The organism is Vibrio sp. T9, assembly GCF_003123985.1.
Taxonomy (GTDB): domain Bacteria; phylum Pseudomonadota; class Gammaproteobacteria; order Enterobacterales; family Vibrionaceae; genus Vibrio; species Vibrio diabolicus.
Map to the genome: position 1 here is coordinate 257,637 of NZ_NIGY01000007.1, position 26,651 is coordinate 284,287.

Here is a 26,651-nt window from a genome sequence, read left to right on the forward strand (position 1 = left end):
ACGACTATTTTTCCATCGTGTATGTAAAACCACATCGTTCACTGGTTGTTATTGGTGTCACAAAACACGATAATATCAAGATCGGATTTTAAGAACGTAATAACTATGACCGAATATGTTTTGTTGTTGGTCGGCACTGTGCTGGTGAACAACTTTGTACTGGTGAAGTTTTTGGGCCTCTGTCCTTTTATGGGTGTGTCCAAAAAACTGGAAACAGCAATAGGTATGGGCTTAGCAACAACTTTTGTGCTAACGCTCGCGTCAGTGTGTGCGTATTTAGTGGAAAGCTACATTCTTCGTCCACTGGGTATTGAGTACCTTCGAACCATGAGTTTTATTTTGGTGATAGCCGTTGTGGTGCAGTTCACCGAAATGGTTGTGCACAAAACAAGTCCAACACTTTATCGCTTGCTTGGTATTTTCTTACCGCTGATCACTACAAACTGCGCGGTATTAGGCGTCGCGCTTCTTAATATTAATGAGAACCATAACTTTATCGAATCGATTATCTACGGCTTCGGCGCCGCTGTTGGTTTCTCATTGGTGTTGATACTTTTTGCATCCATGCGTGAGCGCATAGCTGCCGCCGACGTACCAGTGCCTTTTAAAGGTGCATCGATTGCAATGATTACAGCGGGTTTAATGTCACTAGCCTTTATGGGCTTTACAGGTTTGGTGAAGTAAACAATGAGTACGATTTTAATTGCGATCATCGCGTTAGCGGTTCTTGCTGCGATTTTCGGCGCGATACTTGGTTTTGCTTCTATTCGCTTCAAAGTCGAGGCAGACCCAATTGTGGATCAAATCGACGCAATCTTACCTCAAACTCAATGCGGTCAATGTGGCTATCCTGGTTGCCGCCCTTATGCTGAAGCGATTGCAAATGGCGACCACATCAACAAATGTCCACCTGGCGGTCAGGCAACAATCGAAAAGCTCGCCGACTTAATGGGTGTTGAGCCAGAAGAATCTGCGCACGATCTCGACAGCAAAATTCCAACCGTTGCGTTTATCCATGAAGATATGTGCATTGGCTGTACTAAGTGTATTCAAGCGTGTCCAGTGGATGCAATTGTAGGCGGTACAAAAGCGGTCCATACCGTAATTAAAGACGAATGTACGGGGTGTGACTTATGTGTTGCACCATGTCCAACTGATTGTATTGAAATGATTCCTGTGGCAACCACCACGGAAAGCTGGAAGTGGCAGCTTAACTCCATTCCAGTACTCAACATTACGGATGCTGCCGACGATGCAGCGAACGTGAAAGATTCAATTAAGTAAGGTTTCGCATGTTGTCTTTGATTGAACAAATTCGTACAGGCTCGCTTTGGGATTTCCCTGGTGGTGTGCATCCGGCAGAAAACAAAAAGCAGTCCAACAAAACTGAGCTCGTTCACGCGGCTATCCCATCAGAAATTGTATTACCGCTAAAACAGCACATTGGTAAGGCTGGTAACTTATTGGTTGCCGAAGGTGACCACGTATTAAAAGGTCAGCCATTAACGCAATCCGAAACTGGTTTTACCGTTCCAGTGCATGCTCCTACATCGGGTACGATCACCGCAATTGAGCCTAGAACCGTTGCTCACCCTTCAGGTCTGAGTGAACTCTGTGCGGTCATTACCCCTGATGGTAACGATACATGGTGTGACAGAAAACCCGTCGCGGATTACAAACAAGAAACACCTGACGCACTGATCGATATTATTCGTCTCGCAGGCATTTCTGGTATGGGTGGCGCAGGTTTCCCTACCGCAAAAAAAATCCAATCTGGCTTTGCTCGCACAGAGATTCTTATCGTCAACGCGGCTGAGTGTGAGCCGTACATCACATCTGATGACAAGCTCATGCAAGAGCATGCCGAAGAGCTCATCCAAGGTATCGAGATTGTCGAACATATCCTGACACCAAAGCTCACGATTATTGGTATTGAAGATAACAAACCAGAGGCAATTAAAGCTTTAGAAGCTGCGGCTCTAAACAAAGATATCGTCATTCGCGTTATCCCGACTAAATACCCTTCTGGTGGTGAAAAACAGCTGATCAAAATTTTGACCAATAAAGAAGTACCAAGCGGCGCAATTCCAGCCGATATTGGTATTTTGGTTCAAAATGTCGGTTCTCTTTACTCAATCAAACGCGCAATCATCGATGGTGAACCGATGATAAAACGCGTGGTGACTCTCACCGGTAAAACATTCAAACAACCACGCAATGTTTGGGCATTATTAGGTACACCAGTACAGGCGTTATTGGATGAGTTTGGCTATAAAGCCGATAAGAAGTTACAACGTTTAATCATGGGTGGACCAATGATGGGCTTCACCCTTCCCCACTCTCAAGTGCCGATTACCAAGACAGCAAACTGTATCCTTGCCCCGACTCGTCGTGAGATCTCTCCACACCAACATGAGATTGAATGTATTCGCTGTAGCCAATGTGCTGAAGCTTGCCCTGCTTCACTGCTACCTCAGCAACTGCAATGGCATGCAAAAGCTGAAGAGTATGACAAACTCGAAGAACTAAACTTAAAGGATTGTATCGAGTGCGGTGCTTGTGCGTTTGTGTGTCCAAGTGAAATTCCTCTCGTACAGTACTACCGCCAAGCAAAAGCGGAAATTCGCACCAGAACACAAGAAGCGGAAGCTGCTGAGCGAGCGAAGCTGCGTTTTGAAGAGAAGAAAGCGCGTATGGAGCGCGAAAAAGCAGAACGTGAAAATCGCTTTAAGAAAGCAGCCGATCAGCGCCGTAAAGACATGAAATCTTCTGGTGGTGATGATGCGATTGCAGCAGCGATCGCACGAGTGAAAGCTCAGAAGACAGAAACAACAGAAAAAGCAGAGCCAGCCGTTAAACCTGCCGTCGCTGCAGCCATTGCCAAAGCGAAGGCAAAACAGGCCGCAGCCGCTAAAGCAGGCTCTAGTGAACCTGATAACTCAGAAATGGCAAAACTGCGCGAAGAACGCAAACGTCTAGCCCGCGAACGTAAAGCACAAAAAGAACAAGGCGAAACGCCAGACAACAACGCTGATGATAAGAAATCGGCAGTTGCAGCAGCCATCGCCCGAGCTAAAGCGAAAAAAGCTCAACAAGAAGAATCAACCGAAACGATAGAAGCTCAAGCATCTGCTGAGAAAACCGACGATCCGAAGAAAGCCGCGGTTGCTGCTGCGATTGCACGTGCCAAAGCGCGTAAAGCGAAGCAAGCAGACTCAACTGAAGCGGAAGAAGCTGAAGCACCTGCTGAGCAAACCGACGATCCGAAGAAAGCCGCGGTTGCTGCTGCCATTGCACGTGCCAAAGCACGTAAAGCGAAACAAGCAGACTCAACTGAAGCGGAAGAAGCTGAAGCACCTGCCGAGCAAACCGACGATCCGAAAAAAGCCGCCGTGGCTGCTGCGATTGCACGTGCCAAAGCGCGTAAAGCGAAGCAAGCAGACTCAACTGAAGCGGAAGAAGCTGAAGCACCTGCTGAGCAAACCGACGATCCGAAAAAAGCCGCAGTTGCCGCTGCAATTGCTCGAGCCAAAGCGCGCAAAGCGAAACAAGCAGACTCAACTGAAGCGGAAAAAGCTGAAGCACCTGCCGAGCAAACCGAAGATCCGAAAAAAGCCGCCGTGGCTGCTGCCATTGCGCGTGCCAAAGCGCGTAAAGCTAAGCAAGAAGAACCAGCCGAAACGGTAGAAGCTGAAACGCCTGCTGAACAAGCTGAAGATCCGAAAAAAGCGGCTGTCGCTGCGGCTATTGCGCGTGCCAAAGCGCGTAAAGCTAAGCAAGAAGAACCAGCCGAAACGGTAGAAGCTGAAACGCCTGCTGAACAAACTGAAGATCCGAAAAAAGCGGCTGTCGCTGCTGCTATTGCGCGCGCGAAGGCTCGCAAAGCGCAGCAAGAAGCTAATAAAAATAATACTGAGGAGAACGAGTAGTGTCGTTTTTTATTGCCAGTTCACCGCATACCCACAGCCGTCGTAGTACACCTGACTTAATGAAATGGGTGGCACTTTGTGCTCTCCCAGGTTTAGCGGCTCAGACCTACTTCTTTGGGTGGGGAACGCTTATTCAGCTGATTTTTGCCATCGCAGTCGCTGTATCACTTGAAGCCTTAGTTATGGTCTTCCGTAAACGTTCGCCGATGCGAGCACTACGTGATAACAGTGCGATCGTTACCGCTTGGTTATTAGCCGTGGCTATCCCACCATGGTCTCCGTGGTGGATTATGGTGATCGGACTTATTTTCGCGATTGTAATCGCTAAACACCTATATGGTGGCCTTGGTCAAAACTTATTCAATCCTGCTATGGTCGCTTATGTGGTCTTGTTGATCTCATTCCCAGTGCAAATGACGAGTTGGAGTGCCCCGACGTCACTCATACCTGATCACGTAAATTTTGCAGATACACTCTCTTTAATTTTTACGGGCTATGATTACGACGGCTTATCGCTTCAGCAAGTTCGAACGGGGGTTGACGGCGTGACAATGGCGACGCCACTTGATGCATTTAAAACTGGTATTCATACAGGTGCAACCCCAAGCGAAGTACTGTCGCAGCCAATATTCGATGGCTTAGCTGGCATTGGTTGGCAATGGGTAAATCTTGCCTACTTACTTGGTGGTTTAGTGATGATCAAAAAACACATCATCCAATGGTATATCCCCGTAGGTTTCCTAGTGAGCCTGACGCTATTTAGCCTCGTGTTCAGCTTACTGACCCCAGGGGAAACTGCGTCGCCAATCTTCCACTTGCTATCAGGTGCAACCATGCTTGGCGCATTCTTTATTGCAACCGATCCCGTGTCGGCGTCGACAACCGTTAAAGGACGTTTGATCTTTGGCGCGCTTATTGGTGCTTTGGTCTTTATCATTCGCAGTTGGGGAGGCTTCCCTGATGGTGTTGCATTCGCTGTGTTACTTGCAAATATGTGCGTGCCACTGATCGATTACTACACCAAACCTAGAACTTACGGTCACTGAGGTAAACATGTTAACCGCTATTAGAAAAAATGGTCTGACACTTGCGATCTTTGCCTGTGCAACAACCGGATTAGTCGCCTTTACTCAGTACCTAACAAAAGACCAAATCAAGATACAAGAACAACAACAATTGCTTTCTGTTTTGAATCAAGTCATTCCAGAAAACATGCATGACAACGCACTCACGCAAGCCTGCACTATGGTCACGTCACCAGAACTGGGGACATTGCGTGCGATGCCAGCCTACCTCGCCACAAAGAATGGTGAACCGACAGCAATCGCAATAGAATCCATCGCGCCAGATGGCTACAATGGTGAGATAAAAGTTATTACTGGGATTGACAATCAGGGCAATATTTTGGGGACACGCGTCTTAAGCCATCAAGAAACCCCTGGCCTGGGCGACAAAATTGATCTTCGTGTCACCGACTGGATCCTGAGCTTTACGGGCAAACAAGTCACGGAAAGTAACTGGAACTCATGGAAAGTTCGTAAAGATGGTGGTGATTTCGATCAATTTACTGGTGCAACGATCACGCCTAGAGCCGTCGTAAAAGTGGTGCGAAATACCGTTAACTACGTAAACCAATCTCGTGAAGACATTCTTAGCCAGCCTTTGGGCTGTGAAGGAGAGCAGTAATGAGTGAAAATAAATTGCTGATGAAAAACGGTATGTGGAGCAATAACCCTGCTCTCGTACAGCTGCTGGGTCTGTGTCCACTACTAGCGGTTTCTTCCACGATAACCAATGCCTTAGGTCTTGGTATTGCAACCTTATTAGTGCTGGTCGGCTCCAACGTCACGGTTTCTCTTATTCGTAATTACGTACCAAAAGAGATCCGCATTCCTGTGTTCGTGATGATCATTGCCTCTCTCGTTACCTGTGTTCAGTTATTGATGAATGCCTATGCGTATGGTTTATACCTATCTCTTGGTATCTTTATTCCTCTGATTGTAACCAACTGCATCATTATTGGTCGAGCTGAAGCATATGCTTCAAAAAATGATGTTGCGCCTGCAGCATTAGACGGTTTATGGATGGGGCTTGGTATGACAAGCGTTTTGGTCGTGCTAGGTGCCATGCGTGAGTTAATTGGTAATGGCACACTATTCGACGGGGCAGATCTGCTATTAGGAGACTGGGCATCCGCTCTCCGCATTCAAGTTTTCCAATTTGACAACAGCTTTCTGCTAGCGCTTCTTCCACCCGGTGCATTTATCGGTGTTGGTCTGTTGATAGCGCTTAAAAATGTCATCGATAATTCAGTCCAGGCACGTCAACCAAAAGAAGAAAAACCAACCATAGAACGTGCTCGCGTCACCAACGCATAACAAAATAAGGCTCTGTCATAGGAGCCTTTTTCATAAACCGCAGAGACGGTATTGGAAGTCAGCAATGAACAAAATAAAAAGAATCGAAATTCTTGAGCGATTACGAGAAAACAATCCGAATCCTCAAACTGAGCTTAACTGGAGCTCCCCTTTTGAACTGCTAATCGCGGTATTACTATCAGCGCAAGCAACCGATGTAAGTGTCAATAAAGCCACCGACAAGCTTTTCCCTGTCGCTAATACACCGAAAAGTATTCTCGATTTGGGAGTTGATGGCTTAAAAGAATACATAAAGACCATCGGTTTATTTAACTCAAAAGCAGAAAACACTATCAAGACTTGTAAGATCTTGTTGGAAAAACACAATGGTGAAGTTCCTGAAGATCGTGCAGCGTTAGAAGCGCTACCAGGCGTAGGTCGCAAGACCGCAAACGTCGTGCTCAACACCGCTTTTGGTTGGCCAACCATTGCCGTCGATACGCACATTTATCGCGTGTCGAATCGTACTAAGTTTGCAATGGGCAAAACGGTTGATGATGTCGAGCAAAAGCTATTAAAAGTTGTGCCAAAAGAGTTCAAACTCGATGTGCACCACTGGCTCATTCTTCATGGCCGCTACACGTGCTTGGCGAGAAAGCCTCGCTGCGGTAGCTGCATTATTGAAGATTTGTGCGAATATAAAGAGAAAGTATATCCAGATAGCTAACGCTATTTGAAAATCAAAGCTAGGAGCAAAAAATGTCAAATGGTCGAATTCTCCACACTATGCTTCGCGTAGGTGATCTAGACAAATCCATCAAGTTTTACACTGAAGTTATGGGCATGCAGTTGCTTCGTACGAACGAGAATAAAGAGTACGAATACACACTGGCGTTTCTTGGCTACGGTGACGAATCCCAAGGTGCTGTGATCGAGCTAACTTACAACTGGGGTAAAACTGAATATGACCTAGGTACTGCTTTTGGTCATATCGCCATTGGTGTTGATGATATCTACACAACTTGCGACGCTATCAAAGCGGCGGGCGGTAATGTGACGCGTGAACCAGGTCCAGTAAAAGGCGGAAGCACGCACATTGCATTCGTAAAAGACCCAGATGGTTATATGATTGAGCTTATCCAAAACAAGCAAGCTTCAGCTGGTCTTGAAGGCTAAGCGGCACTTCTAATAATCACTTGTACTGCAAGTTGAACATCGATTACAGGCAGGTCTGCGATCTGCCTGTCCTTTTATAAACAAAACACTTTACTTGATAATAATTATCGTTTAGATTTGTTCGCAACTTCGAGATGCGGGATTACGATAATGATCAGTGAATGGGAAAAACACACACTTCTAGCCGATACGGCACTTCAACTAGATGACCCTGTTCGCAGCATTCTTCATTACCAGCAAGCCCTAAGCCTGAGTGAAGATATTAGCGAATGTGTGGAAATTGAAGCAGACGAGCGATTATTAATTTCTGTGATTTCTTGTCATAACTTAGCTCAGTTCTGGCGTTGGGCCGGAGACACTGACTATGAACTCAAATACCTTCAGCTGGCTTCAGAGAAAGTCTTAACACTCATCCCACAATGCCCAAATAAAGAATGTGCAAGCTTTATCGACTCAATAGGATGTTGCACTAAAGCATTAATAGACTTCATGAAACGTCACCCTAATCCGGCTATTGCCAAACAGGTTGAAAAAATAGATACCGCAACCAATTGCGAAGTCATTGCCAAATTCCGATTAAACTAACATCCAAATTATACAGCCGGAATCACCGAAAGGTACTTAGCAAAATCCCATTAAAATATTATTAACAACGTCAGTAAATTAAAAACGCCGAAGCTTTCAGCTTCGGCGTTTTTATATTCGTTACACTTGGGTTCGCCCGAGTGATATTACGACTCGGCGGTTTTTGTCTTTTCCTATTGGCGAGCCATTATCTGCAATAGGACGACGCTTGCCGTACCCTTGCACTTGAATTCGATCTTCCGGTAGCCCTAGAGACTGAAAATAATCACGAAGTGACTCTGCACGTCGCTCAGATAAACTTTGGCTCGCACTTTTGCCATCGGTTGAATCGGTGTACGTCGCCACCAGCACGAGATCGATATCTTGATTATGTCGGATATAATCTGCAATTTGTGATAAACGCTTTTTGGAAGCCTTGGTTAACTGATCACCTTGTCTTTCGTAGTGCAAAATCGTAAAGGCAATGTCTTCAAAACTGTATTTCAATAAATTGGAAATACAGTCGCTAAACGCGTTGTACTTATTTTGAAACAGCACGGATGACAATGCGACTTCAATTCTCTGATCTCGGCTCTGCCAATCCTGATAACTAAAGGTCGGATAACGCCCTTTTTCCAGCTCAGACAAAATGCCCCATGCTGTTTGCCCTCCGACATAACCATCAAACTGTTTAAAAAACTTTAGGTTTGTAATTCGATCGGCGTGTTCACCTGGTCGCCAAGGTGGCGGCATAGAGATGAGACTGACGTTACGTGTTTCTCCCATCGGACGACGCATTTTTAACTCAAAGTCTAAATTTATTTTTTTATTCGCACGAGATGAAAATACCGCATCTCCAAAACTTGGAATAGGGTGAACAAGTTGGCATTCTAACGGTGTGTTGACCACCATTTCCCATTGAGATTGCTGTGGAGTGGCAACATAACGTTTGCCCATCACAGCAAAACTGCTTGTGCTAAACAACGAAAATACAACGCCACTAGTAATCAGCCATTTCTTCATCTAAGTACTGTCTCTTAAACGGCAGTCTGTTGCCGTCAATTTGAATCAATAAAACCACTTCACCTGGCATGCAAAAACCTCGCCAACGTGCGAAATATCGTGATAATACGATTAACGTTAATCATGGTAACTCAATCACCCGAAATGCGATCGAGCGTATTGATGAGATGCAAAATAGAATTCCGTTTTTCTCCTAAATTGCGGTTTTTCTCGTCGGTATAATCTGCAATAATGCAGCCTTCGTCACACAAAAATAAGCCGACATGACAATAGAAAATGAAGCTCTGACCTTGAAAAAACGCTTTCGTGGTTATTTCCCTGTGGTAGTAGACGTTGAGACCGCAGGTTTCAATGCTCAAACTGATGCACTTTTAGAAATTTGCGCCGTTACGTTAAAAATGGACGAAGATGGCGTGTTGCATCCAGCCTCCACCATTCATTTTCATGTTGAGCCATTTGAGGGCGCTAACTTAGAAAAAGAAGCGCTAGAATTCAATGGTATTCGTGACCCATATAGCCCTCTTCGTGGTGCAGTTTCTGAGCAAGAAGCGTTAAAAGAGATTTATAAACTTATTCGCAAAGAACAAAAAGCCGCAGATTGCTCGCGCGCAATTATGGTTGCCCATAACGCAGCATTCGACTTAGGTTTTGTAAATGCAGCCAATGAGCGCTGTAAACTAAAAAGAGTCCCTTTTCATCCCTTTGCTACTTTTGACACGGCAACATTGAGTGGCCTTGCTTATGGTCAAACGGTTCTCGCGAAAGCATGCAAAATGGCCGGGATGGAATTCGATAATCGTGAAGCACACTCAGCGCTTTACGATACACAAAAAACAGCAGAATTATTCTGCGGTATTGTCAACAAATGGAAGGCCCTCGGCGGTTGGCCGCTTGTTGATGAAGAATAATAAGTAAACACAACATATTAGGAAAAGTATGAATCCTGTCGTTATATCAGTGTGCGTCATGCTCGTGTTAGCATTGATGCGCGTAAACGTGGTGGTTGCCCTCACGTTTAGTGCCATCGTTGGTGGCCTTGTCGCAGGCATGAGCCTTGGAGACACAGTTGCCGCGTTCGAAAGTGGTTTAGGTGGCGGTGCGACTATCGCTCTGAGCTACGCAATGTTAGGCACTTTCGCCGTTGCTATCTCTAAATCTGGCATCACGGACCTACTGGCTAAAAGTGTTATCAAGCGCTTAAATGGTAAAGAAAACTCGGCGTCAACTACCGGGTTAAAGTACGCGGTGTTAGTCGCGCTCGTTCTTGTCACTATGTCATCTCAGAACGTAATTCCGGTCCATATCGCCTTTATTCCAATTTTGATTCCACCTCTTTTGGGCGTATTTGCGAAACTTAAGCTCGATCGACGTTTGGTCGCGTGTGTTCTTACCTTTGGTTTGATCACACCTTACATGATCTTACCTGTTGGTTTCGGCGGTATTTTCTTAAATAACATTCTATTAAAGAACCTACATGACAACGGTTTGGAAAACGTGGTTGCAAGCCAAGTTCCAACTGCAATGTTACTGCCAGGTGCTGGTATGTTGTTTGGTCTATTGCTGGCAATCTTTGTTAGCTACCGTAAACCACGCATCTACGAAGAAACGGAGTTGACTGTCGTTCACGAGACAGATCATGCTATCAATAAAAAGCACATCTTGGTGGCCGCTCTTGGTATTGTCGCCGCATTGGGTGTTCAGCTTTACACTGGCTCAATGATTATTGGTGCTCTAGCTGGCTTTATGGTGTTTACTTTTGGCGGTGTGATTGCTTGGAAAGAAACACACGATGTCTTCACAAAAGGCGTGCATATGATGGCTATGATTGGTTTCATCATGATCGCTGCCGCAGGTTTTGCTGCGGTAATGAAGCAAACAGGTGGCGTTGAGACATTAGTACAGTCTCTCTCTACCAGCATTGGTGATAATAAGCCGCTTGCTGCGCTATTAATGCTAATTGTTGGTCTGTTGGTAACAATGGGTATCGGTTCATCGTTTTCAACCATTCCAATCTTGGCGACAATCTACGTTCCACTCGCGTTGGCATTTGGTTTTTCGCCAATGGCAACAATCGCGCTAGTTGGTACTGCTGCCGCTTTGGGTGATGCTGGTTCTCCAGCGTCCGACTCGACATTAGGCCCTACATCTGGTCTAAATGCCGACGGTCAGCATGAGCACATTTGGGAAACGGTTGTTCCAACCTTTATCCACTACAACATTCCACTGATCATCTTTGGTTGGATTGCTGCAATGGTGCTTTAGTACCGTTGTTTGATGGATATACTTAGTTACGAAAAAGCCGCTCATTGAGCGGCTTTTTGTTATTTGAAATCGCGATTATTGCGCTGGCATATTGTCAATAATACGCTCACGTATCAGTTTCAAGGTAGGCTCTGTTGACAGATAATCCACGGCAATCGGGAAATAAGCGTCGTTAATTTGAAGAACCAAGCTAGGGTAAGAATCCACGCCTAGGCTCTTTGCAAGACTCAGTTGATCTTGGAACACACCTTCTAAGAAAGAGCCGTCCATATCGTTCTTGAACTGCTGAACATTCAAACCAATTTCTTTAGCTAGCTGCAAGTGAGTCGCTTCTTCATGAGGAGGCATCGCACGTAAGTAATACGCATGTTGAATCGCTTCTAGCATCTGCTCATAAGAATCTTGAAAGCCCGCTGCGATAACTGCGCGACAAGATTGGTAAGTGCTTCTTACTGGCGTACAAAGCTTCCAGAAATCGTAGTTAAACTTGGTGCCCAACTGACGCTCAATCTGCTTCCAAATACCTTCGAGTTTTTGTTGCATCTCTGGTGGCATCGGCAAACTAGTATCTGGCGCAAGACCACCCACCACATACTCAAACTGAATAACGCCTGGCAGTTGCTGTTTCAATTTATCAAGCGTCGGTTTGTAACCCCAACACCAACTGCACATTGGGTCATGCACGTAGTAAAGCTTTATGTTCATTCCACTAACCTAAAAAGAAAAAGGAGCCAGTACGGCTCCTTCGTATTCTATCGCTAAATGTGAGTATTTACGAATTACTCAGCTTGATCTTCAGCGCGCGCTGCAGCTTCTTTGATTAGAGGCTGAAGTTCACCTTTTTGGAACATTTCTAGAATGATGTCGCAACCGCCGATAAGCTCGCCTTCAACCCATAGTTGAGGGAATGTTGGCCATTGTGCGTACTTTGGTAGCTCAGCACGGATATCTGGGTTTTGCAGAATGTCTACGTAAGCGAACTTCTCACCACATGCCATTAGAGCCTGTGACGCTTGAGAAGAGAAACCACAGCTTGGCAGTTTCGGTGATCCTTTCATGTACAGCAGGATTGAGTTTTCAGAGATCTGCTGTTTGATTTTGTCGATAGTTTCCATCGCTTCCTCATTCATGGGTTTGAACTTTGTTTATTTGCCACATTCTACTCAATAACGACAGAATAAAAACCATATAATTAATAAGGCTTAAATTCAGGTTGCTTGATGGCGAACAATTCAGCACTTCACAGCCGCTAACCCCTTAAAATATTTTCATATCGGGGTTTTAATAAAGTAAAAACTTGCTAAAATACTTAGCAAGTCAGCCTTAAAGGCTACATAGCTATAAAAAACACTGGAAGCAATCGAAAGGTCATCCTTTCAAATCAATGGAGAATCGAGTAATGGCATTTGAACTACCAGCTCTTCCTTACGCGAAAGACGCACTAGAACCACACATCTCAGCAGAGACTCTAGACTACCACCACGGTAAGCACCACAACACTTACGTTGTTAAGCTTAACGGTCTTATCCCTGGTACTGAGTTCGAAGGCAAAACTCTAGAAGAGATCATCAAGACTTCTACTGGTGGCGTATTCAACAACGCAGCGCAAATCTGGAACCACACGTTCTACTGGCACTGTCTTGCTCCAAACGCGGGCGGCGAACCAACAGGCGCAGTTGCTGACGCAATCAACGCAGCATTCGGTTCTTTCGAAGAATTCAAAGCGAAGTTTACTGATTCAGCAATCAACAACTTCGGTTCTTCATGGACTTGGCTTGTTAAGAAAGCGGACGGCTCTCTAGAGATCGTTAACACTTCTAACGCTGCTACTCCTCTAACAGAAGAAGGCACAACACCACTTCTAACTGTTGACCTATGGGAACACGCATACTACATCGATTACCGCAACGTGCGTCCTGATTACATGAACGGCTTCTGGGCACTTGTAAACTGGGACTTTGTAGCTGAGAACCTAGCGAAGTAATTTTACTTCCCCCCTAAGTTCAATTTAGTCTTATTTTAAAAGCTCGCTGAACCAGCGAGCTTTTTATTTTTCGCTTAAAAACTCCAATTTAATCTCTTCTTTTTCCTAAAGTTCTTCTCAGACACGCCGTTAAAATGGCATCGAGCGAGGAACATCATGCAAATTCATACTTTAGACAAAGCGGCAATTATTAACGAACTTCAGTTCGGCAATGGTATCAACCATGCTGTCCACGAAGGACGTCGTGCCGATTTTGCACTGATTTTGTCGATGTTTTCTAACGATGTACGCGACGTTGTACCTGTAGAGGAAATCAAAGAAGTAGCCACTAGCGATGATATACTCCGCCAACAACTTGAATTGTCAACGCCTCAAGCTCTTCGTTCTGATAGCAGCAGCTATGAGCTAGCAGCACAACAAGCAAAACAATTCCACGGTGCAGGTCTACCCTCAGCGAAACTGAGTCACTACTTGAAACCAGACGCCCTGACCTACTTGCCGGAAGATACGTTTAACCTTCCTGAAGACGTTTATCACAACCTATCCGGTCATGAGCGACGCAAATTGGGCGAGCGCAACAAAAACCTTATCCCAGATGCAGGGCTATACAATCAACTAGTGACGGCTCAACGTCAGCATCAAATTCAACTGCAAGTATAGAGAGCATTGTTCAACCAACAGCTTGCAGTATCCACAGTCAGAAATGTGACGCCTTACAAATTACCGCACAATAGTCCTCATCCAAAAGCGTTAGTTTGAAGTCTTTCACACTGAGCCTTTCTAATTTCAACCATGCTAATAGCACAAACCACTGGTGTATTTTTTTCACACAGGGATACAGTGAAGGTGTTATGGATATTAAAGAATCAATTATTCTCGTCACGTCTGCAGGTTCTGTTATAGGAAGGACTTGTGCTAGTCACTTTGCTCACCTTGGAGCGACGTTGATTCTTTGTGACCAAAACTCTAGCGCTCTAAAATCGAGCTATGAACAGATTAGTGCCTTCACAGATAAAGTCTATGCGATGAATGTGTGCAGTGATAACACAACGTCCATTAACTTACTGTTTGATCAGATAGAATCGCAGCTGCGTGCGACACCAGACGTGATAGTCAATTGCTGGACGAGCTCTCCCATGCCAGGCTTGATGGCTCCCGAACCTATGAGTACTTACATTGATCACTTGTCTTCTGCAGCACGTTTCCTCTACACCTATGGCCAGGTGGGAGCCGAACGATTTCGCGCTAGAAATAAGAAAGGGGTAATTGTTAACGTCATTTCCCATGACAGCCATGAAGATTTAACGGGAGTCGAAAGCATGGCTGCTTTGGTATCAGGTTTTACTCACAGTTGGGCAAAAGAGCTCACTCCATTTAATATTCGGGTGGGTGGCGTCATTCCTTCGGTAAACCATACAAGAGAAGAACTTAACGAAAGACACTGGGCCGAGATCCAAGATGAATTGGTTCGCAATACCGCATATATCGTATCAAATGAGTATTTTAGTGGCAGAGTGGTTGCTACAGAAGTATGAATGGACAACGTGTTTGTTGCGTCAACGGATCGCTATGACTCAACTCTTTCAACAAAAAAAGCCCCAGTCAAATGACTGGGGCTTTACTTTTTCCCGGTTAAGGTTTCGTGCTAGCGAAAACCTTACTCACACGACTCTTAATTACGCGTCAGCTTTTTCTTTCTTTGCTTTAGGCGCCGCTTTCGCTGCTTCTTGGTCTGCTTTCTTCTTGATAACTGTTGTACCTTCGAAAGTTTCACCTTCAACGAATGCTTTACCGTAGTAAGAAGCCATTAACACATCTTTAAGTTCGCTAATTAGTGGGTAGCGAGGGTTCGCACCAGTACATTGGTCATCGAACGCTTCAACTGCTAGCTCATCAAGTTTCGCGATAAAGTCTGCTTCAGCTACGCCTGCCGCTTGGATAGACATTGGGATGTCTAGGTTCACTTTTAGCTCATCCAACCATGCTAGTAGACGTTCAATTTTCTGAGCAGTACGGTCACCAGCTTGGCTTAGACCTAAGTGGTCAGCAACTTCAGCGTAACGACGACGTGCTTGTGGGCGGTCGTATTGAGAGAACGCTGTTTGTTTAGTTGGGTTATCGTTCGCGTTGTAACGTACAACGTTAGAGATAAGTAGTGCGTTTGCTAGGCCATGTGGAATGTGGAACTCAGCACCTAGTTTGTGCGCCATTGAGTGACAAACACCTAGGAATGCGTTAGCAAATGCCACACCAGCGATAGTTGCTGCGTTGTGTACTTTCTCACGAGCGATTGGGTCGTTAGCGCCGTTCGCGTAGCTTGAAGGTAAGTATTCTTTTAGCATCTTAAGTGCTTGTAGAGCCTGACCATCTGAGTATTCGTTCGCAAGAACAGATACGTAAGCTTCTAGAGCGTGAGTTACTGCATCGTAACCACCAAATGCTGTTAGAGACTTAGGCATGTTCATCACTAGGTTAGCATCAACGATAGCCATGTTTGGCGTGATTTCGTAGTCAGCTAGTGGGTATTTAGCACCAGTCTTGTCGTCAGTAACAACCGCAAATGGTGTAACTTCTGAACCAGTACCTGAAGTTGTAGTGATACATACAAGCTCAGCTTTTTGACCCATTTTAGGGAACTTGTAAATACGTTTACGGATGTCCATAAAGCGCATTGCTAGTTCTTCGAAGTGAGTTTCTGGGTGCTCGTACATTACCCACATGATCTTCGCAGCATCCATTGGTGAACCACCACCTAGCGCTAGGATAACATCTGGTTGGTAGCTAGCCATTTGAGCCGCACCTTTCTCTACAACAGAAAGCGTTGGGTCAGCTTCAACATCGAAGAATGTTTGAACTTCCATGCCTTGAGCTTTAAGTAGGCTTACTACGTCATCTGCGTAACCGTTGTTGAATAGGAAACGGTCAGTTACTAAGAATGCGCGTTTCTTACCTTCTAGGTCGCCTAGAGCAATTGGAAGGCTACCACGACGGAAGTAGATTGACTTAGGTAGTTTATGCCACAACATGTTTTCAGCTCGCTTCGCTACAGTTTTCTTGTTGATTAGGTGTTTAGGACCTACGTTCTCAGAGATAGAGTTACCACCCCATGAACCACAACCTAGAGTTAGAGAAGGCGCAACGTTGAAGTTGTACAAGTCACCGATACCACCGTGAGTAGTCGGGATGTTGATTAGGATACGAGCTGTCTTCATCTTGTCACCGAAGTAACGGATACGGTCAGCGTTAGTATCTTGGTTAGTGTAAAGACCAGATGTGTGGCCGATACCACCGATCTCAACCATAGTTACCGCTTGAGCAACCGCGTCTTCGAAGTTGTCAGCACGGAATAGACCTAGAGTTGGAGATAATTTCTCGTGAGCAAATGCGTCATCGTAAGAAACTTTACCCAGACCTTCACCAACAAGAACTTTAGTATCTGCTGGAACTTTAACGCCTGCCATTTCAGCGATTGCTGCTGCTGGTTGGCCTACGATTTTCGCGTTTAGCGCGCCATCGATAAGCAGTACTTTACGAACTTTTTCCGCTTCTGCTTTGCTTAGTACGTAAGCTTTGTGAGAAGCAAAACGCTCTTTCACTTCGTCGTAAACTTCGTCAACTACGATTGCAGCCTGCTCAGAAGCACATACTACGCCGTTGTCGAAAGTCTTAGACATCAGGATAGAAGCCACTGCACGTTTGATGTCAGCAGTTTCGTCGATAACAACAGGAACGTTACCTGCACCTACACCGATTGCTGGTTTACCAGAAGAGTAAGCTGCTTTAACCATGCCTGGGCCACCAGTTGCAAGGATAAGAGCGATGTCATCGTGTTTCATTAGAGCGTTTGATAGCTCAACTGAAGGCTGGTCGATCCAACCGATGATGTCTTTTGGTGCACCTGCTGCTACCGCTGCATCTAAAACAAGTTTCGCTGCGTCGTTAGTCGAGTTTTTCGCACGTGGGTGTGGTGAGAAGATAATACCGTTACGAGTCTTCAGAGAGATTAGAGATTTGAAGATCGCTGTAGATGTTGGGTTAGTTGTTGGTACGATACCGCAGATGATACCTACAGGCTCAGCGATAGTCATAGTGCCTAGGTTGTCATCCTCTTCTAGGATGCCACACGTTTGTTCGTCTTTGTATTTGTTGTAGATAAACTCAGAAGCGAAGTGGTTCTTGATTACTTTATCTTCAACAATACCCATACCAGATTCTTCTACCGCTTGTTGCGCTAGAGGGATACGAGCTTGGTTAGCTGCAAGAGACGCTGCACGGAAGATTTTGTCTACTTGCTCTTGAGAGTAAGTAGCGAACTCTTCTTGCGCTTTCTTAACGCGAGCGACCATTGCATCTAGTTCAGCCATATTAGTTACAGGCATAGGGAATCTCCTAAAATTAACAAATATTAAAAACTTTTTACTAAGGCTATTACTTATCGTTTTTACTGTTTATCAGTCACTTAGAAAACAAACGTCTTAGTAAATTGCTTTCAGGACTGAGTATAATATTTCAGAGTGTGAAAAAAATTGACTTGGATCAGTTCTCACGACCTAAATACCACCAAAGTGGTGCTCCATCACACTAAAACGACATAACTCACTGATAAACAAATAAATTAACCTTCAATTTTTATTGAACAAAAAAGAAGCAAATAGACAAATAAATAAAAGAAACTACAACAACCTGTAAAAAAGTTTCATTTTTAGCCAACAAAATTACATGTAGGCCCAATTCCTTGTGCTACTGAGAGTATATCGAACCGAATACATCTCTCTACAAACCACCTTAGTTTTTATCAAAAGTGTGCGAATGTTAACGTTTATGTAAAACAGCACGCTTTGACAGCAACTTTATACGCAACAATTCTTTTCCAGATTAGATACAGTTTATTAAAGAATTAGTTTTTCTCACTAAAACAGTAGGAAATGCGTTAGTTTTTTTCATTTCTTCCAACCCAACTTTTGCCTTACATTACGCCCAAATTACCCCTTCGCCTTTTCACTAATGTGAACTTTAATGAGTACGCAACATGCAAACTTTTGAACTTGCTATCTTCTTGCAGTTTTTTCTTGGTTTGGTCGCCGCAGTAAACCCTGTTGGTATCATGCCTGTGTTTGTGTCACTAACCGGACATATGACACCAGACGAAAAGCGCAATACGGCAACCACAGCGAACGTGGCTGTTGCGATCATCCTGATCATTTCGCTCTTTGCTGGCCAGTTACTATTAGATATGTTCAGCATTTCTCTGGATTCGTTTCGTGTTGCAGGTGGGCTACTGCTGCTTAGCATCGCGTTCTCGATGATGAGCGGTAAACTGGGGGAAGATAAACAAAACAAACAGGAAAAATCAGAATACGTGAGTCGCGAGCAGATCGGTGTTGTTCCTCTTGCGATGCCGTTAATGGCAGGACCAGGCGCAATCAGTTCGACTATTGTTTACGGTGCACGCTACCCAAGCATGTTTGATACGGTAGGCATCAGCATTACAATTGGCTTGTTCTGTCTATGCTCGTGGCTGTTGTTCCGCTCTGCTCCACTGATCGTGCGATTTTTGGGCCAAACTGGTATCAACGTCATTACCCGTATCATGGGTTTGATATTAGGCGCATTGGGTATTGAGTTTATCGCCAATGGTTTACGCAACTTATTTCCAGGATTAGCCTGAGTTTCTATAAAATTGTATGATAGAGCGATTCAACAATGGATCGCTTTGTCATGACGACTGACTCTCTCAAACATACTCTTTATGTCACCATTTTTGGTACTCATACCAAAGCTGGTCGAACCTTCGATATTGCACTCATTATCGCGATTATCAGTTCTCTAATCGTACTGGTATTAGACTCAATACCATCCGTACGCGCCGAGTGGGCAAAAGAGCTGAAATACTTGGAGTACACTTTTACCGGTTTATTCACTATTGAGTATTTTCTCCGGCTTTATTGCTCTCCAAAGCCAGCCGCCTATGCAAAAAGCTTTTATGGCGTCGTTGATTTACTCGCGATTTTACCTACTTACTTAGCACTGTTTTTCCCTTCTGCCTCCTTTATGGGCGTAATAAGAGCACTGCGAGTCATGCGAATATTCCGCATACTCAAGTTGGTCCGCTATCTTCAAGAATCCAACATCCTCTTACGCTCTCTACTGATGGCGCGCAGAAAGATTTTTATCTTCTTTAGCTCTGTCGCCATTATGGTCACGATCTTTGGGTCACTGATTTTTGTCATTGAGGGGCCTGAAAACGGATTTACTAGCATTCCGAAAAGTATTTATTGGGCTATTGTGACCATCACAACGGTTGGATATGGCGACTTGGTACCTCAAACGGACCTCGGAAAAGGGCTTGCCTCACTCACCATGTTGTTGGGTTATTCAATTTTGGCGGTCCCTACTGGTATTTTCACAGCAGAGCTTCACCAAGAAATGCAATCGCACAAAGTATTAGTGAAGTGTCCGAACTGTTCTCACGCCGGGCACGACTCTGATGCGACTTACTGTAAACACTGTGGTAGTGAACTGGCCGATCCTGATAAACGCGTTGTTCGTGGAGAAGACGAAGCATAAAAAAGAGCTCCCTAGGGAGCTCTTTTATTTTGTCATCAAACAAAGATTGATGTGATTATGCTTTCTCAGAAAGAATAATGCGTAACGTACGACGCAATGGTTCTGCTGCGCCCCATAGTAGTTGGTCACCAACAGTGAAAGCATTTAGGAAGTCATCACCCATTGCCATCTTACGTAGACGACCTACTGGTACTGACATAGTGCCTGTTACTTTTGCAGGTGTAAGTTCTTGCGCAGTAATGTCACGATCGTTAGGAATCACTTTAACCCAGTCGTTATGAGTGGCGATGATTTCTTCGATTTCGTCCATTGGGACATTTTGCTTAAGCTTGATAGTGAGTGCTTGAGAGTGACAGCGCATCGCACCAATACGGACACAAGTACCATCAATTGGCACAGGCGAGCTTTGTGAGCCCAAAATTTTGTTTGCTTCTGCGCCCGCTTTCCACTCTTCTTTACTCTGACCGTTATCACGTTTCACATCGATCCACGGAATAAGCGAGCCAGCTAGTGGTACACCGAATTTATCGGTAGGGAAAGAACTGCTGCGCATTGTGTCTGCAACTTTTTTATCAATATCTAGGATAGAGCTTGATGGGTTTGCAAGTTCGGAACTTACAGAGTCATTGATAACGCCCATTTGCGAGATCAGTTCACGCATGTTTTGTGCGCCAGCACCAGAAGCGGCTTGGTACGTCATTGCGCTTGTCCACTCAACAAGGCCTTTCTCGAATAAGCCACCTAGACCCATTAGCATTAAACTAACCGTACAGTTACCACCAACAAATGTGTTCGTGCCACCGTGGATGCCTTGTTGGATTTGCTTTAAGTTCACAGGATCAAGCGTGATGATGGAATCTTCCGCCATACGTAACGTAGATGCGGCGTCAATCCAATAGCCTTTCCAACCGGCTTGACGAAGTACTGGGTAAACTTTTTCTGTGTAGCTACCACCTTGACATGTAATTACCGCATCAAGCTGTTTTAAGCTTTCAATATCATACGCGTCTTGCAGTAAGCCTGCGTCTTTTCCTAAGTTAGGAGCAGGAATACCAACTTGAGAAGTACTGTAGAATACTGGTTCGATTAGGTCGAAGTCTTTCTCTTCAACCATACGCTGCATAAGGACTGAACCAACCATACCGCGCCAACCAACTAAACCAACTCTCATCGTATTAACTCTCCATGTATTAAAAAACCTACCCCATAGTTAATTTTTCGCATCAAAATCTCAACCCCTATTTTGTAAATAAGCCTATTTTTTAACCTTTTCCTATGAAAATTCGTGTTAAACGAGATTTTTTAGTGTTTGGTTTGCGATTTCGGCCATTTTTCAAGTAGGGAAAGCCCTGTTACTCCAAATTGGTCTTACCACTCAGTGATAAAATAACACATGAAGCACAATAATTTCACATTACACAACATTTAAAACCAAAAAAGTTAAAACAAACTAACAGTTAATTTCACAAGCAAACGTTTTTGCCGACGAACATCAAGATAAAACACCAAATATTCGAAATATAATTTTTGTTAATGTATGTTATGCGCGATTACAACAAGGAGCGCCTTCCTCTATTGCTCCAAGATTGACAGAGGCACATATGAAGCAAGTTACACCACGCCTACCAAGCTTGATACAGGTATTTATCTCGCTCGGTTTATTTCTACTGCTGGCATTTTCGTTCACTGCCAAGCTAGACCTACCGATCCAGCTAGCGCTGTACATCGGTTGGTTCATTATCATGATATTAGGCATTAAGCTTGGTCATCAGTACAAAGATCTGGAAAAAGCTGCACTAAATGGCATTTCCAATGGACTTGGAGCCGTCTTAATTCTTCTTGCCGTTGGCGCGCTTGTTGGTACGTGGATCTCTGGTGGTATTGTTCCAACCATTATTTACTACGGCCTTAAAGCAATTCACCCTTCTATCTTTTTGCTCGCAACCATGATCATCTGTTCATTGACTGCGCTAGCGACTGGCACCTCTTGGGGCGCTGCTGGTACTGCTGGTATTGCGATGATGGGTATTGGCCAAGGCCTTGGCGTTCCTGCACCAATTACAGCTGGTGCGGTGCTTTCAGGTTGTTACTTTGGTGACAAAATGTCGCCTCTATCAGATTCTGTGATTCTTGCTTCATCGATGTCTAACGTTGAAGTGATGGAACATATTAAAGGCATGCTGCCGATCGCACTCATTAGCTACATTATTACAGGCATTATGTTTACTGCATTTGGCTTCCACTACGCAGGTCAAGTTGACATGAGCCAGGTAGACTCTGTAATTAAAGCGATGGAGCAGCAATTCTACATCACCCCTTACTCATTTGTTCCTGTGATCATCGTATTGTCACTTCTAGCAATGCGTATGCCTTCATTCCCAGTGATCAGTTTTGGTTCTCTGCTCGGTATTATTTGGGCAGTAATGATTCAAGATGTGGACTTCCTAACCGCGTTCAACACCGCTTGGGCTCCGTTTGCGATTTCTTCAGGCGTAGATTTCATTGACTCAATTCTTAACCGTGGCGGCATGTCTTCAATGCTTGGCTCGGTAGCAGTTATCGTATTCGGCCTTGGTTTTGGTGGTCTACTAGATAAAGTGGGTGTGTTAGAAACTATCGCTAAGCTGTTTGAAAAACGCGTTCAAAGTGCAGGTTCACTGGCAACAAGTACAATCGGTACAGCCTTTATGGGGAACGTATTTGGTTCAGCGATGTACGTTTCACTTATCCTGACACCAAAAATCTGTGCGAAGAACTACGATCGCCTAGGCTACAAACGTAAGAACTTGTCTCGTAACGCAGAGTTCGGCGGCACATTAACATCTGGTATGGTTCCATGGAGTGACAACGGTATCTACATGGCAAGTATTCTGGGTGTTGCGACACTGTCTTATGCACCGTTCATGTGGCTAAGTTTTGTATGTATCATTGTGACCATCATCAGTTCCTACATGGGTTGGTTTGTTGATAAATGCGAACCAACGGCGGAAGCAGTTGAACAAGCAGAAGGTGAACTGAAGCAGCAAACCGCTTGAGTTCGCATAGATAGGAAGAATCTCTCTTCCGAGTGAAAGACAAAGAAAAAGAGCGCATTAGCGCTCTTTTTTATATCTCAACCAAACGTTAACTTTGTTTGACTTGCGTTTTCACTGCTGCACGCTTACCAAACCAATAGCCCAAGCCAAGTGGTGCAAAGAATATAACGGCAATGAACAAGATGAAGTAGATAATGGTACTTTTAACGAGCTCAATCAGCTTGGTCATCGCTAAACTGACCACTTCCTGCGAGACTCGGTCCATATCTTGAGCAAACTTCTCACGCTCATGGGTAATGATCTGCGCGATTTCTTGGCGCTCTCTGGCTACCATCAGCTCTAAAGCTTGGCGCTCCTCACCCAATTGAGATAAACGCGCTTGCGTTTTTTGGTCAATATCGTCAACCAAAGGTTGTAACTCTACCGCCATTTGCTCTGCCAAATAGCGCATGTACTCTGGATTGTTATCAATAAAGTCCTTCATCGAATCAGCCGTAACTTGTAGGCTATTTAGCGCAGCATTAACTTTTTCGATGCTGGCAGAGCTATTTAATGCTAATAACTGCGCCTTCCAAGTCATAATTTTGGGGGTCTGTTCTGATACAAGGCTTAGACGATCCGAGACATCCCCTAATGCTTCTGGCATTGTACCTAGCGTAGTCACTGCCTCTTCCTCGCTAATTTGATTCGCATCTAACCACCCACGGTAAGCTGGCGTCCTGATCATACTTAAGTCCGCGAATGGATGTTGCTTAACGAACTCTGCAACAAACGCTTGTGTCTTGATGTACGCTTCTTGTTTTAACAGAGATTGAGCCAGTTTATCCACCTCTTTCGCTAAGTGAGCAGAAACTAACTTTGCCTCATCTGTCGCAAACAGTTCATTACCAGGGCCAGTCGTAAAGAATTGATCCATCTGTAGCGTAAAAGTCCAAGTATCAATCAGTGCTGCCATTGGCGAGACTTGGTATGCTGCTGCTTGAAGACCTTCTTCAGCATTTATCTTCCAAAGCAAAATATAAGATTGATGGACTTTATCATGCGGCTCATATTGATCGTGCAATGCATCAGCAGCTTGCTCTACCTGAGCAAAAAACTGTTGCGCATACTCACGAGTCAGGAGACGCATATTAAGCTCTTGTTTGGTAAGAGGGACGGTTTGACTCTCGATTTTCACTTCTAACAGGGAGCACCCTGAAAGCATCACAACCAACCCTATCAACATCATTGAAGACAATCGACGAACGGACATGAAAGTACCTTTAACAAATTGTATGGAACAGGAATAAAGCGAACTAAGTCATATAGTTCGGGCCTTTAATACCCCAACTCTGATGATTGTAAGTCAGAGCAATATCAATCTGTTAGCGCTTCTTGTATCTTTTCACTATTGAGAACGTGGTTAGCGAAAAGTATGGTTTGCTTTAGGACATCATCTAAACGTGTCAGTTTCTCTTCCGGCACTTTTTGCCCTTGTTTAATCAACAGCTCAATATCACCCGAAATGCAGTGCAATGGCATTGCCCCTAAACTTCCCGAGACCCCTTTAAGACTATGAGCCGCTCTTTGCGCTTGCTCTTTATCTTCTTCTAATAGCCGATGCATTTTTGAACCATCGCCAGAGTGATCCTGAATAAAGACTTCAAGTAACATTCGCACCGCGCTTTCATCTCCCGATAGCGAGTCCAGCATCTTATTGATATCTATATACGGCTCACGTTCCACTACTGCCACTTGTGATGTGTTCGGCTCATTATGACTCTGTTCGTTAACTTGGCCGTTTTGAGCGCTTTCAGACTGAGCAGAAAAAACAACGTAAGACCCATCAGCTTGCTCAGACTCTTTATCTTCTGCTCTTGATGGTATTAGCGGCTGAACGGTTCTTTGGGAGAAAAGCCCCCATGAAAAAAGAGAAAGAAATAAACCACTGATTACTGACAACCAAGTAACAAAGGTCATCAACTTTTGTTCCAACTGGTCATTTATCGAAGTCAACTGGTTCGGGAAATCAGGATTAAGCAGTTGATTAACTAGATAGCTGCCTTGCGCCTTGGCAGATAGCGCGCTTGAAGTCTGGGCAAGTTGACGCTGAAAAGCACTTCGCTCTTGAGGAGAAAGCGTGTCCGACTCGATAAAGAGTCGGTCTAAATCACGATAAGTATCGCTATTCGTTGCTGAGTCACTAAAAATAGACTCCAAAACAAGTGCGCCTAAGCGATAGTACATTGATTGAATTTGCTCAGAGTTTTCATCTCGGGAGCGGCTTCTTCGCAACTGTTCAGCCAATGATACAAGCTCACTGTCACTCCCTACAAAGGCTCGAGCACTTTCTAAAAATCGATCGGTCGCATAAAGCAATTGAGTAATATCTGGTGTGATTTTTCCTTCAGAAAACTCACTTTCAAGCTGTAAGCGAACTGCATAGGCTAACTGAAGTTTTAGTGAAACTTGGTCGACGTGCTTAACACGATAAGGCAGATCGAAGTTAAAAAAATGTCTGACTTCTTCGACTTTGCTTCCTAGCTCATTCACTGTTGAAATGGTTTGAATCGTTTGTTTGGCTTGCAACCAAATCCCTAGCGCTAAAACACACCATAAAACGAACCAGAACCAAACAAACCGCCTCATTCCTTCTTTTAGCTTCAGCAACACTCGCCCCTCGCATATCTCCATTAATTACAAGCATATACTATGGATGTTTCTTATTCACATAAAAAAAGAGAGCCATTGGCTCTCTTAATTTGACGATATGGTTTTAGTTGCGACTCAACTGATCTTTTAGATTTGGTGGCGTACCTTTAATCGTTAAGGTATCCGTCTCTGGGTCATAAAAAATACGCTCGCCAAGCAATAGGCTATCAAAGCTAATATTCAAGCCACCACCAGCGCCAACAAATTTAGTCAGTTTGCGAACCGTCGCACGGTCACCTGGGAAAGATTCTTCAAGTTCGTACCCTTGCTCTTTGGTGAAATCCATAAAGCTTGTGCCATCTTGGCTTGGAGGAAGCTCTCCAGAAAGCTCTGAGATTTGAACCTCATCACCGGATTTAATTTGCTCATTGCAGTAATCGTAAACTTGTTTCTTGTACTCGTTCACTTCTTGCTTTTCTAGCTTCGAGTCAGCACAAAAATCATCCACTGCCTGCATCAACACTAAGTTTTGTTGTTTCGTATCTAAGCCGATGTCCGCTTGCAGGAAATCTAGGAAGAAATCCGCCACTTTACGGCCGACGCGTCCCTTGATGTATTGCAAGTAACGATTAGATTCCTTGTCAGTGTCGTAGCTCGACAAGTCAATGCGGGCCGCAATATCCATTTTGGTGATATCTAGGTAATCCGTCGCACTGATGTCCAAACCTTCGGTCACTTTTAAACTTTGGTTCATTGGTAAGATACCGATGAACAAGTAGTCCGTTGCTAAACTCTGATACTCAGCGAAAACCAAAATACCTTCATCCGCAAATGGGTACTTAATCAACTCTTCTTTCAAGCGATTTGCACTAATTTGTGAGAAGTCGTAAAAATCTCGCTCTCCTTTGCGCATTTCTTGAAGCCAAAATTGAAATTCGCTGTCTGACTGGAAAGAGCCAAAACCTTTACCAGCTTTAGAATGGAATACTCGGTGAAGCTCAGCGACTAAGTTTTCAGTAGATGCATCGTTCTCTAATGATGCTGGACGAAAGTTTACAACTAGCTCGTCCTGATCGTTTTTGCACAGTTGATGCAGAATAACGTTTGAAAGATGAAGGCTCAT

The 26,651-nt window shown here is 44.5% G+C and carries 25 protein-coding genes; 17 read left to right on the plus strand and 8 right to left on the minus strand.

The features are described from left to right. Positions 1-105 precede the first annotated feature (105 nt). The 9 genes from rsxA (at position 106) to CBX98_RS16130 (ending at position 8,047) form a co-directional block, all read left to right on the plus strand. The gene (gene rsxA / locus CBX98_RS16090; RefSeq protein ID WP_005380762.1) at positions 106-684 is read left to right on the plus strand and encodes an electron transport complex subunit RsxA; all 579 of its coding nucleotides are present in this window, start codon (positions 106-108) and stop codon (positions 682-684) included. A 3-nt stretch (positions 685-687) separates the two neighbouring features. Beyond that, entirely contained in the window at positions 688-1,284 is a 597-nt protein-coding gene (rsxB, locus tag CBX98_RS16095; protein ID WP_005396655.1) for an electron transport complex subunit RsxB, read from the plus strand. Between the two features lie 8 nt (positions 1,285-1,292). Then, on the plus strand, positions 1,293-3,929 hold the full coding sequence (gene rsxC / locus CBX98_RS16100) for an electron transport complex subunit RsxC (protein WP_109169762.1): 2,637 nt from the start codon (positions 1,293-1,295) through the stop codon (positions 3,927-3,929). Next, entirely contained in the window at positions 3,929-4,975 is a 1,047-nt protein-coding gene (rsxD, locus tag CBX98_RS16105) for an electron transport complex subunit RsxD (RefSeq protein WP_109169763.1), read from the plus strand. The genes rsxC and rsxD overlap by 1 nt, the downstream gene beginning before the upstream one ends. Positions 4,976-4,982: 7 nt before the next feature. Further along, on the plus strand, positions 4,983-5,615 hold the full coding sequence (rsxG, locus tag CBX98_RS16110) for an electron transport complex subunit RsxG (protein WP_006743364.1): 633 nt from the start codon (positions 4,983-4,985) through the stop codon (positions 5,613-5,615). Continuing rightward, positions 5,615-6,307 carry an electron transport complex subunit E gene (locus CBX98_RS16115; RefSeq protein WP_005396543.1) on the plus strand — a complete coding sequence of 231 codons (693 nt, stop codon included), beginning with the start codon at positions 5,615-5,617 and terminating at the stop codon, positions 6,305-6,307. Before rsxG ends, CBX98_RS16115 begins: the two co-directional genes overlap by 1 nt. A 64-nt stretch (positions 6,308-6,371) precedes the next feature. After that, positions 6,372-7,013 carry an endonuclease III gene (nth, locus tag CBX98_RS16120; protein ID WP_005396542.1) on the plus strand — a complete coding sequence of 214 codons (642 nt, stop codon included), beginning with the start codon at positions 6,372-6,374 and terminating at the stop codon, positions 7,011-7,013. A gap of 32 nt (positions 7,014-7,045) precedes the next feature. Continuing rightward, entirely contained in the window at positions 7,046-7,462 is a 417-nt protein-coding gene (gene gloA, locus CBX98_RS16125) for a lactoylglutathione lyase (protein WP_005380739.1), read from the plus strand. Positions 7,463-7,612: 150 nt separating this feature from the next. Then, the gene (locus CBX98_RS16130) at positions 7,613-8,047 is read left to right on the plus strand and encodes a DUF2753 domain-containing protein (RefSeq protein ID WP_005384886.1); all 435 of its coding nucleotides are present in this window, start codon (positions 7,613-7,615) and stop codon (positions 8,045-8,047) included. Between the two features lie 120 nt (positions 8,048-8,167). Here the strand turns inward: CBX98_RS16130 and CBX98_RS16135 are convergent, their stop codons facing one another. Then, entirely contained in the window at positions 8,168-9,049 is an 882-nt protein-coding gene (locus CBX98_RS16135) for an OmpA family protein (protein ID WP_012841571.1), read from the minus strand. A 263-nt stretch (positions 9,050-9,312) separates the two neighbouring features. Here CBX98_RS16135 and rnt point away from each other — a divergent pair, with 263 nt between their 5' ends. Next, entirely contained in the window at positions 9,313-9,957 is a 645-nt protein-coding gene (rnt, locus tag CBX98_RS16145) for a ribonuclease T (RefSeq protein WP_109169764.1), read from the plus strand. 28 nt (positions 9,958-9,985) lie between these two features. Then, positions 9,986-11,311 carry a Na+/H+ antiporter family protein gene (locus CBX98_RS16150; RefSeq protein ID WP_005396535.1) on the plus strand — a complete coding sequence of 442 codons (1,326 nt, stop codon included), beginning with the start codon at positions 9,986-9,988 and terminating at the stop codon, positions 11,309-11,311. Between the two features lie 75 nt (positions 11,312-11,386). Here CBX98_RS16150 and CBX98_RS16155 read toward each other — a convergent pair whose 3' ends face one another. Next, positions 11,387-12,016 carry a DsbA family protein gene (locus CBX98_RS16155; RefSeq protein WP_005396534.1) on the minus strand — a complete coding sequence of 210 codons (630 nt, stop codon included), beginning with the start codon at positions 12,014-12,016 and terminating at the stop codon, positions 11,387-11,389. Positions 12,017-12,090: 74 nt separating this feature from the next. Next, entirely contained in the window at positions 12,091-12,426 is a 336-nt protein-coding gene (locus CBX98_RS16160; protein WP_017635833.1) for a Grx4 family monothiol glutaredoxin, read from the minus strand. A gap of 284 nt (positions 12,427-12,710) precedes the next feature. On the opposite strand from CBX98_RS16160, the gene sodB reads away from it, so the two are divergent. The 3 genes from sodB (at position 12,711) to CBX98_RS16175 (ending at position 14,830) form a co-directional block, all read left to right on the plus strand. Further along, a complete protein-coding gene (gene sodB / locus CBX98_RS16165; RefSeq protein ID WP_005396533.1) occupies positions 12,711-13,295 on the plus strand; it encodes a superoxide dismutase [Fe] in 585 nt (194 codons plus the stop codon). A 156-nt stretch (positions 13,296-13,451) separates the two neighbouring features. After that, positions 13,452-13,955, plus strand: coding sequence for a VC2046/SO_2500 family protein (locus CBX98_RS16170; RefSeq protein ID WP_109169765.1), 504 nt, complete (start codon positions 13,452-13,454; stop codon positions 13,953-13,955). Positions 13,956-14,146: 191 nt separating this feature from the next. Then, positions 14,147-14,830, plus strand: coding sequence for an SDR family oxidoreductase (locus CBX98_RS16175; protein ID WP_012841565.1), 684 nt, complete (start codon positions 14,147-14,149; stop codon positions 14,828-14,830). A gap of 141 nt (positions 14,831-14,971) precedes the next feature. Here the strand turns inward: CBX98_RS16175 and adhE are convergent, their stop codons facing one another. Further along, positions 14,972-17,674 carry a bifunctional acetaldehyde-CoA/alcohol dehydrogenase gene (gene adhE / locus CBX98_RS16180; protein ID WP_046874521.1) on the minus strand — a complete coding sequence of 901 codons (2,703 nt, stop codon included), beginning with the start codon at positions 17,672-17,674 and terminating at the stop codon, positions 14,972-14,974. Between the two features lie 650 nt (positions 17,675-18,324). Between adhE and CBX98_RS16185 the strand changes: the two genes are divergently transcribed. Both CBX98_RS16185 and CBX98_RS16190 read left to right on the plus strand, forming a co-directional pair. After that, a complete protein-coding gene (locus CBX98_RS16185; protein WP_005396528.1) occupies positions 18,325-18,963 on the plus strand; it encodes a YchE family NAAT transporter in 639 nt (212 codons plus the stop codon). Positions 18,964-18,998: 35 nt separating this feature from the next. Beyond that, positions 18,999-19,862, plus strand: a complete 864-nt coding sequence (locus tag CBX98_RS16190; protein WP_005396527.1) for an ion transporter — start codon at positions 18,999-19,001, stop codon at positions 19,860-19,862. Positions 19,863-19,917: 55 nt separating this feature from the next. Here CBX98_RS16190 and asd read toward each other — a convergent pair whose 3' ends face one another. Further along, complete coding sequence (gene asd, locus CBX98_RS16195; RefSeq protein ID WP_109169766.1) at positions 19,918-21,033, minus strand: aspartate-semialdehyde dehydrogenase; 1,116 nt, start codon at positions 21,031-21,033, stop codon at positions 19,918-19,920. A 430-nt stretch (positions 21,034-21,463) separates the two neighbouring features. Here asd and nhaC point away from each other — a divergent pair, with 430 nt between their 5' ends. Then, the gene (gene nhaC / locus CBX98_RS16200; RefSeq protein WP_005396525.1) at positions 21,464-22,897 is read left to right on the plus strand and encodes a Na+/H+ antiporter NhaC; all 1,434 of its coding nucleotides are present in this window, start codon (positions 21,464-21,466) and stop codon (positions 22,895-22,897) included. Between the two features lie 88 nt (positions 22,898-22,985). Here the strand turns inward: nhaC and CBX98_RS16205 are convergent, their stop codons facing one another. The 3 genes from CBX98_RS16205 to yejK form a co-directional block, all read right to left on the minus strand. After that, entirely contained in the window at positions 22,986-24,149 is a 1,164-nt protein-coding gene (locus CBX98_RS16205; protein ID WP_065645115.1) for a chemotaxis protein, read from the minus strand. A gap of 104 nt (positions 24,150-24,253) precedes the next feature. Further along, on the minus strand, positions 24,254-25,570 hold the full coding sequence (locus tag CBX98_RS16210; RefSeq protein WP_109169767.1) for an Hpt domain-containing protein: 1,317 nt from the start codon (positions 25,568-25,570) through the stop codon (positions 24,254-24,256). Positions 25,571-25,652: 82 nt separating this feature from the next. After that, the gene (gene yejK / locus CBX98_RS16215; RefSeq protein ID WP_005396521.1) at positions 25,653-26,651 is read right to left on the minus strand and encodes a nucleoid-associated protein YejK; all 999 of its coding nucleotides are present in this window, start codon (positions 26,649-26,651) and stop codon (positions 25,653-25,655) included.

Coding starts and splice junctions, on each gene's coding strand:
- rsxA (WP_005380762.1), top strand. CDS start 106: ATGACCGAATATGTTTTGTTGTTGGTCGGCACTGTGCTGGTGAACAAC.
- rsxB (WP_005396655.1), top strand. CDS start 688: ATGAGTACGATTTTAATTGCGATCATCGCGTTAGCGGTTCTTGCTGCG.
- rsxC (WP_109169762.1), top strand. CDS start 1,293: ATGTTGTCTTTGATTGAACAAATTCGTACAGGCTCGCTTTGGGATTTC.
- rsxG (WP_006743364.1), top strand. CDS start 4,983: ATGTTAACCGCTATTAGAAAAAATGGTCTGACACTTGCGATCTTTGCC.
- CBX98_RS16115 (WP_005396543.1), top strand. CDS start 5,615: ATGAGTGAAAATAAATTGCTGATGAAAAACGGTATGTGGAGCAATAAC.
- nth (WP_005396542.1), top strand. CDS start 6,372: ATGAACAAAATAAAAAGAATCGAAATTCTTGAGCGATTACGAGAAAAC.
- gloA (WP_005380739.1), top strand. CDS start 7,046: ATGTCAAATGGTCGAATTCTCCACACTATGCTTCGCGTAGGTGATCTA.
- CBX98_RS16130 (WP_005384886.1), top strand. CDS start 7,613: ATGATCAGTGAATGGGAAAAACACACACTTCTAGCCGATACGGCACTT.
- CBX98_RS16135 (WP_012841571.1), bottom strand. CDS start 9,049: ATGAAGAAATGGCTGATTACTAGTGGCGTTGTATTTTCGTTGTTTAGC.
- rnt (WP_109169764.1), top strand. CDS start 9,313: ATGACAATAGAAAATGAAGCTCTGACCTTGAAAAAACGCTTTCGTGGT.
- CBX98_RS16150 (WP_005396535.1), top strand. CDS start 9,986: ATGAATCCTGTCGTTATATCAGTGTGCGTCATGCTCGTGTTAGCATTG.
- CBX98_RS16155 (WP_005396534.1), bottom strand. CDS start 12,016: ATGAACATAAAGCTTTACTACGTGCATGACCCAATGTGCAGTTGGTGT.
- CBX98_RS16160 (WP_017635833.1), bottom strand. CDS start 12,426: ATGGAAACTATCGACAAAATCAAACAGCAGATCTCTGAAAACTCAATC.
- sodB (WP_005396533.1), top strand. CDS start 12,711: ATGGCATTTGAACTACCAGCTCTTCCTTACGCGAAAGACGCACTAGAA.
- CBX98_RS16170 (WP_109169765.1), top strand. CDS start 13,452: ATGCAAATTCATACTTTAGACAAAGCGGCAATTATTAACGAACTTCAG.
- CBX98_RS16175 (WP_012841565.1), top strand. CDS start 14,147: ATGGATATTAAAGAATCAATTATTCTCGTCACGTCTGCAGGTTCTGTT.
- adhE (WP_046874521.1), bottom strand. CDS start 17,674: ATGCCTGTAACTAATATGGCTGAACTAGATGCAATGGTCGCTCGCGTT.
- CBX98_RS16185 (WP_005396528.1), top strand. CDS start 18,325: ATGCAAACTTTTGAACTTGCTATCTTCTTGCAGTTTTTTCTTGGTTTG.
- CBX98_RS16190 (WP_005396527.1), top strand. CDS start 18,999: ATGGATCGCTTTGTCATGACGACTGACTCTCTCAAACATACTCTTTAT.
- asd (WP_109169766.1), bottom strand. CDS start 21,033: ATGAGAGTTGGTTTAGTTGGTTGGCGCGGTATGGTTGGTTCAGTCCTT.
- nhaC (WP_005396525.1), top strand. CDS start 21,464: ATGAAGCAAGTTACACCACGCCTACCAAGCTTGATACAGGTATTTATC.
- CBX98_RS16205 (WP_065645115.1), bottom strand. CDS start 24,149: ATGTCCGTTCGTCGATTGTCTTCAATGATGTTGATAGGGTTGGTTGTG.
- CBX98_RS16210 (WP_109169767.1), bottom strand. CDS start 25,570: ATGGAGATATGCGAGGGGCGAGTGTTGCTGAAGCTAAAAGAAGGAATG.
- yejK (WP_005396521.1), bottom strand. CDS start 26,651: ATGAGCCTTCATCTTTCAAACGTTATTCTGCATCAACTGTGCAAAAAC.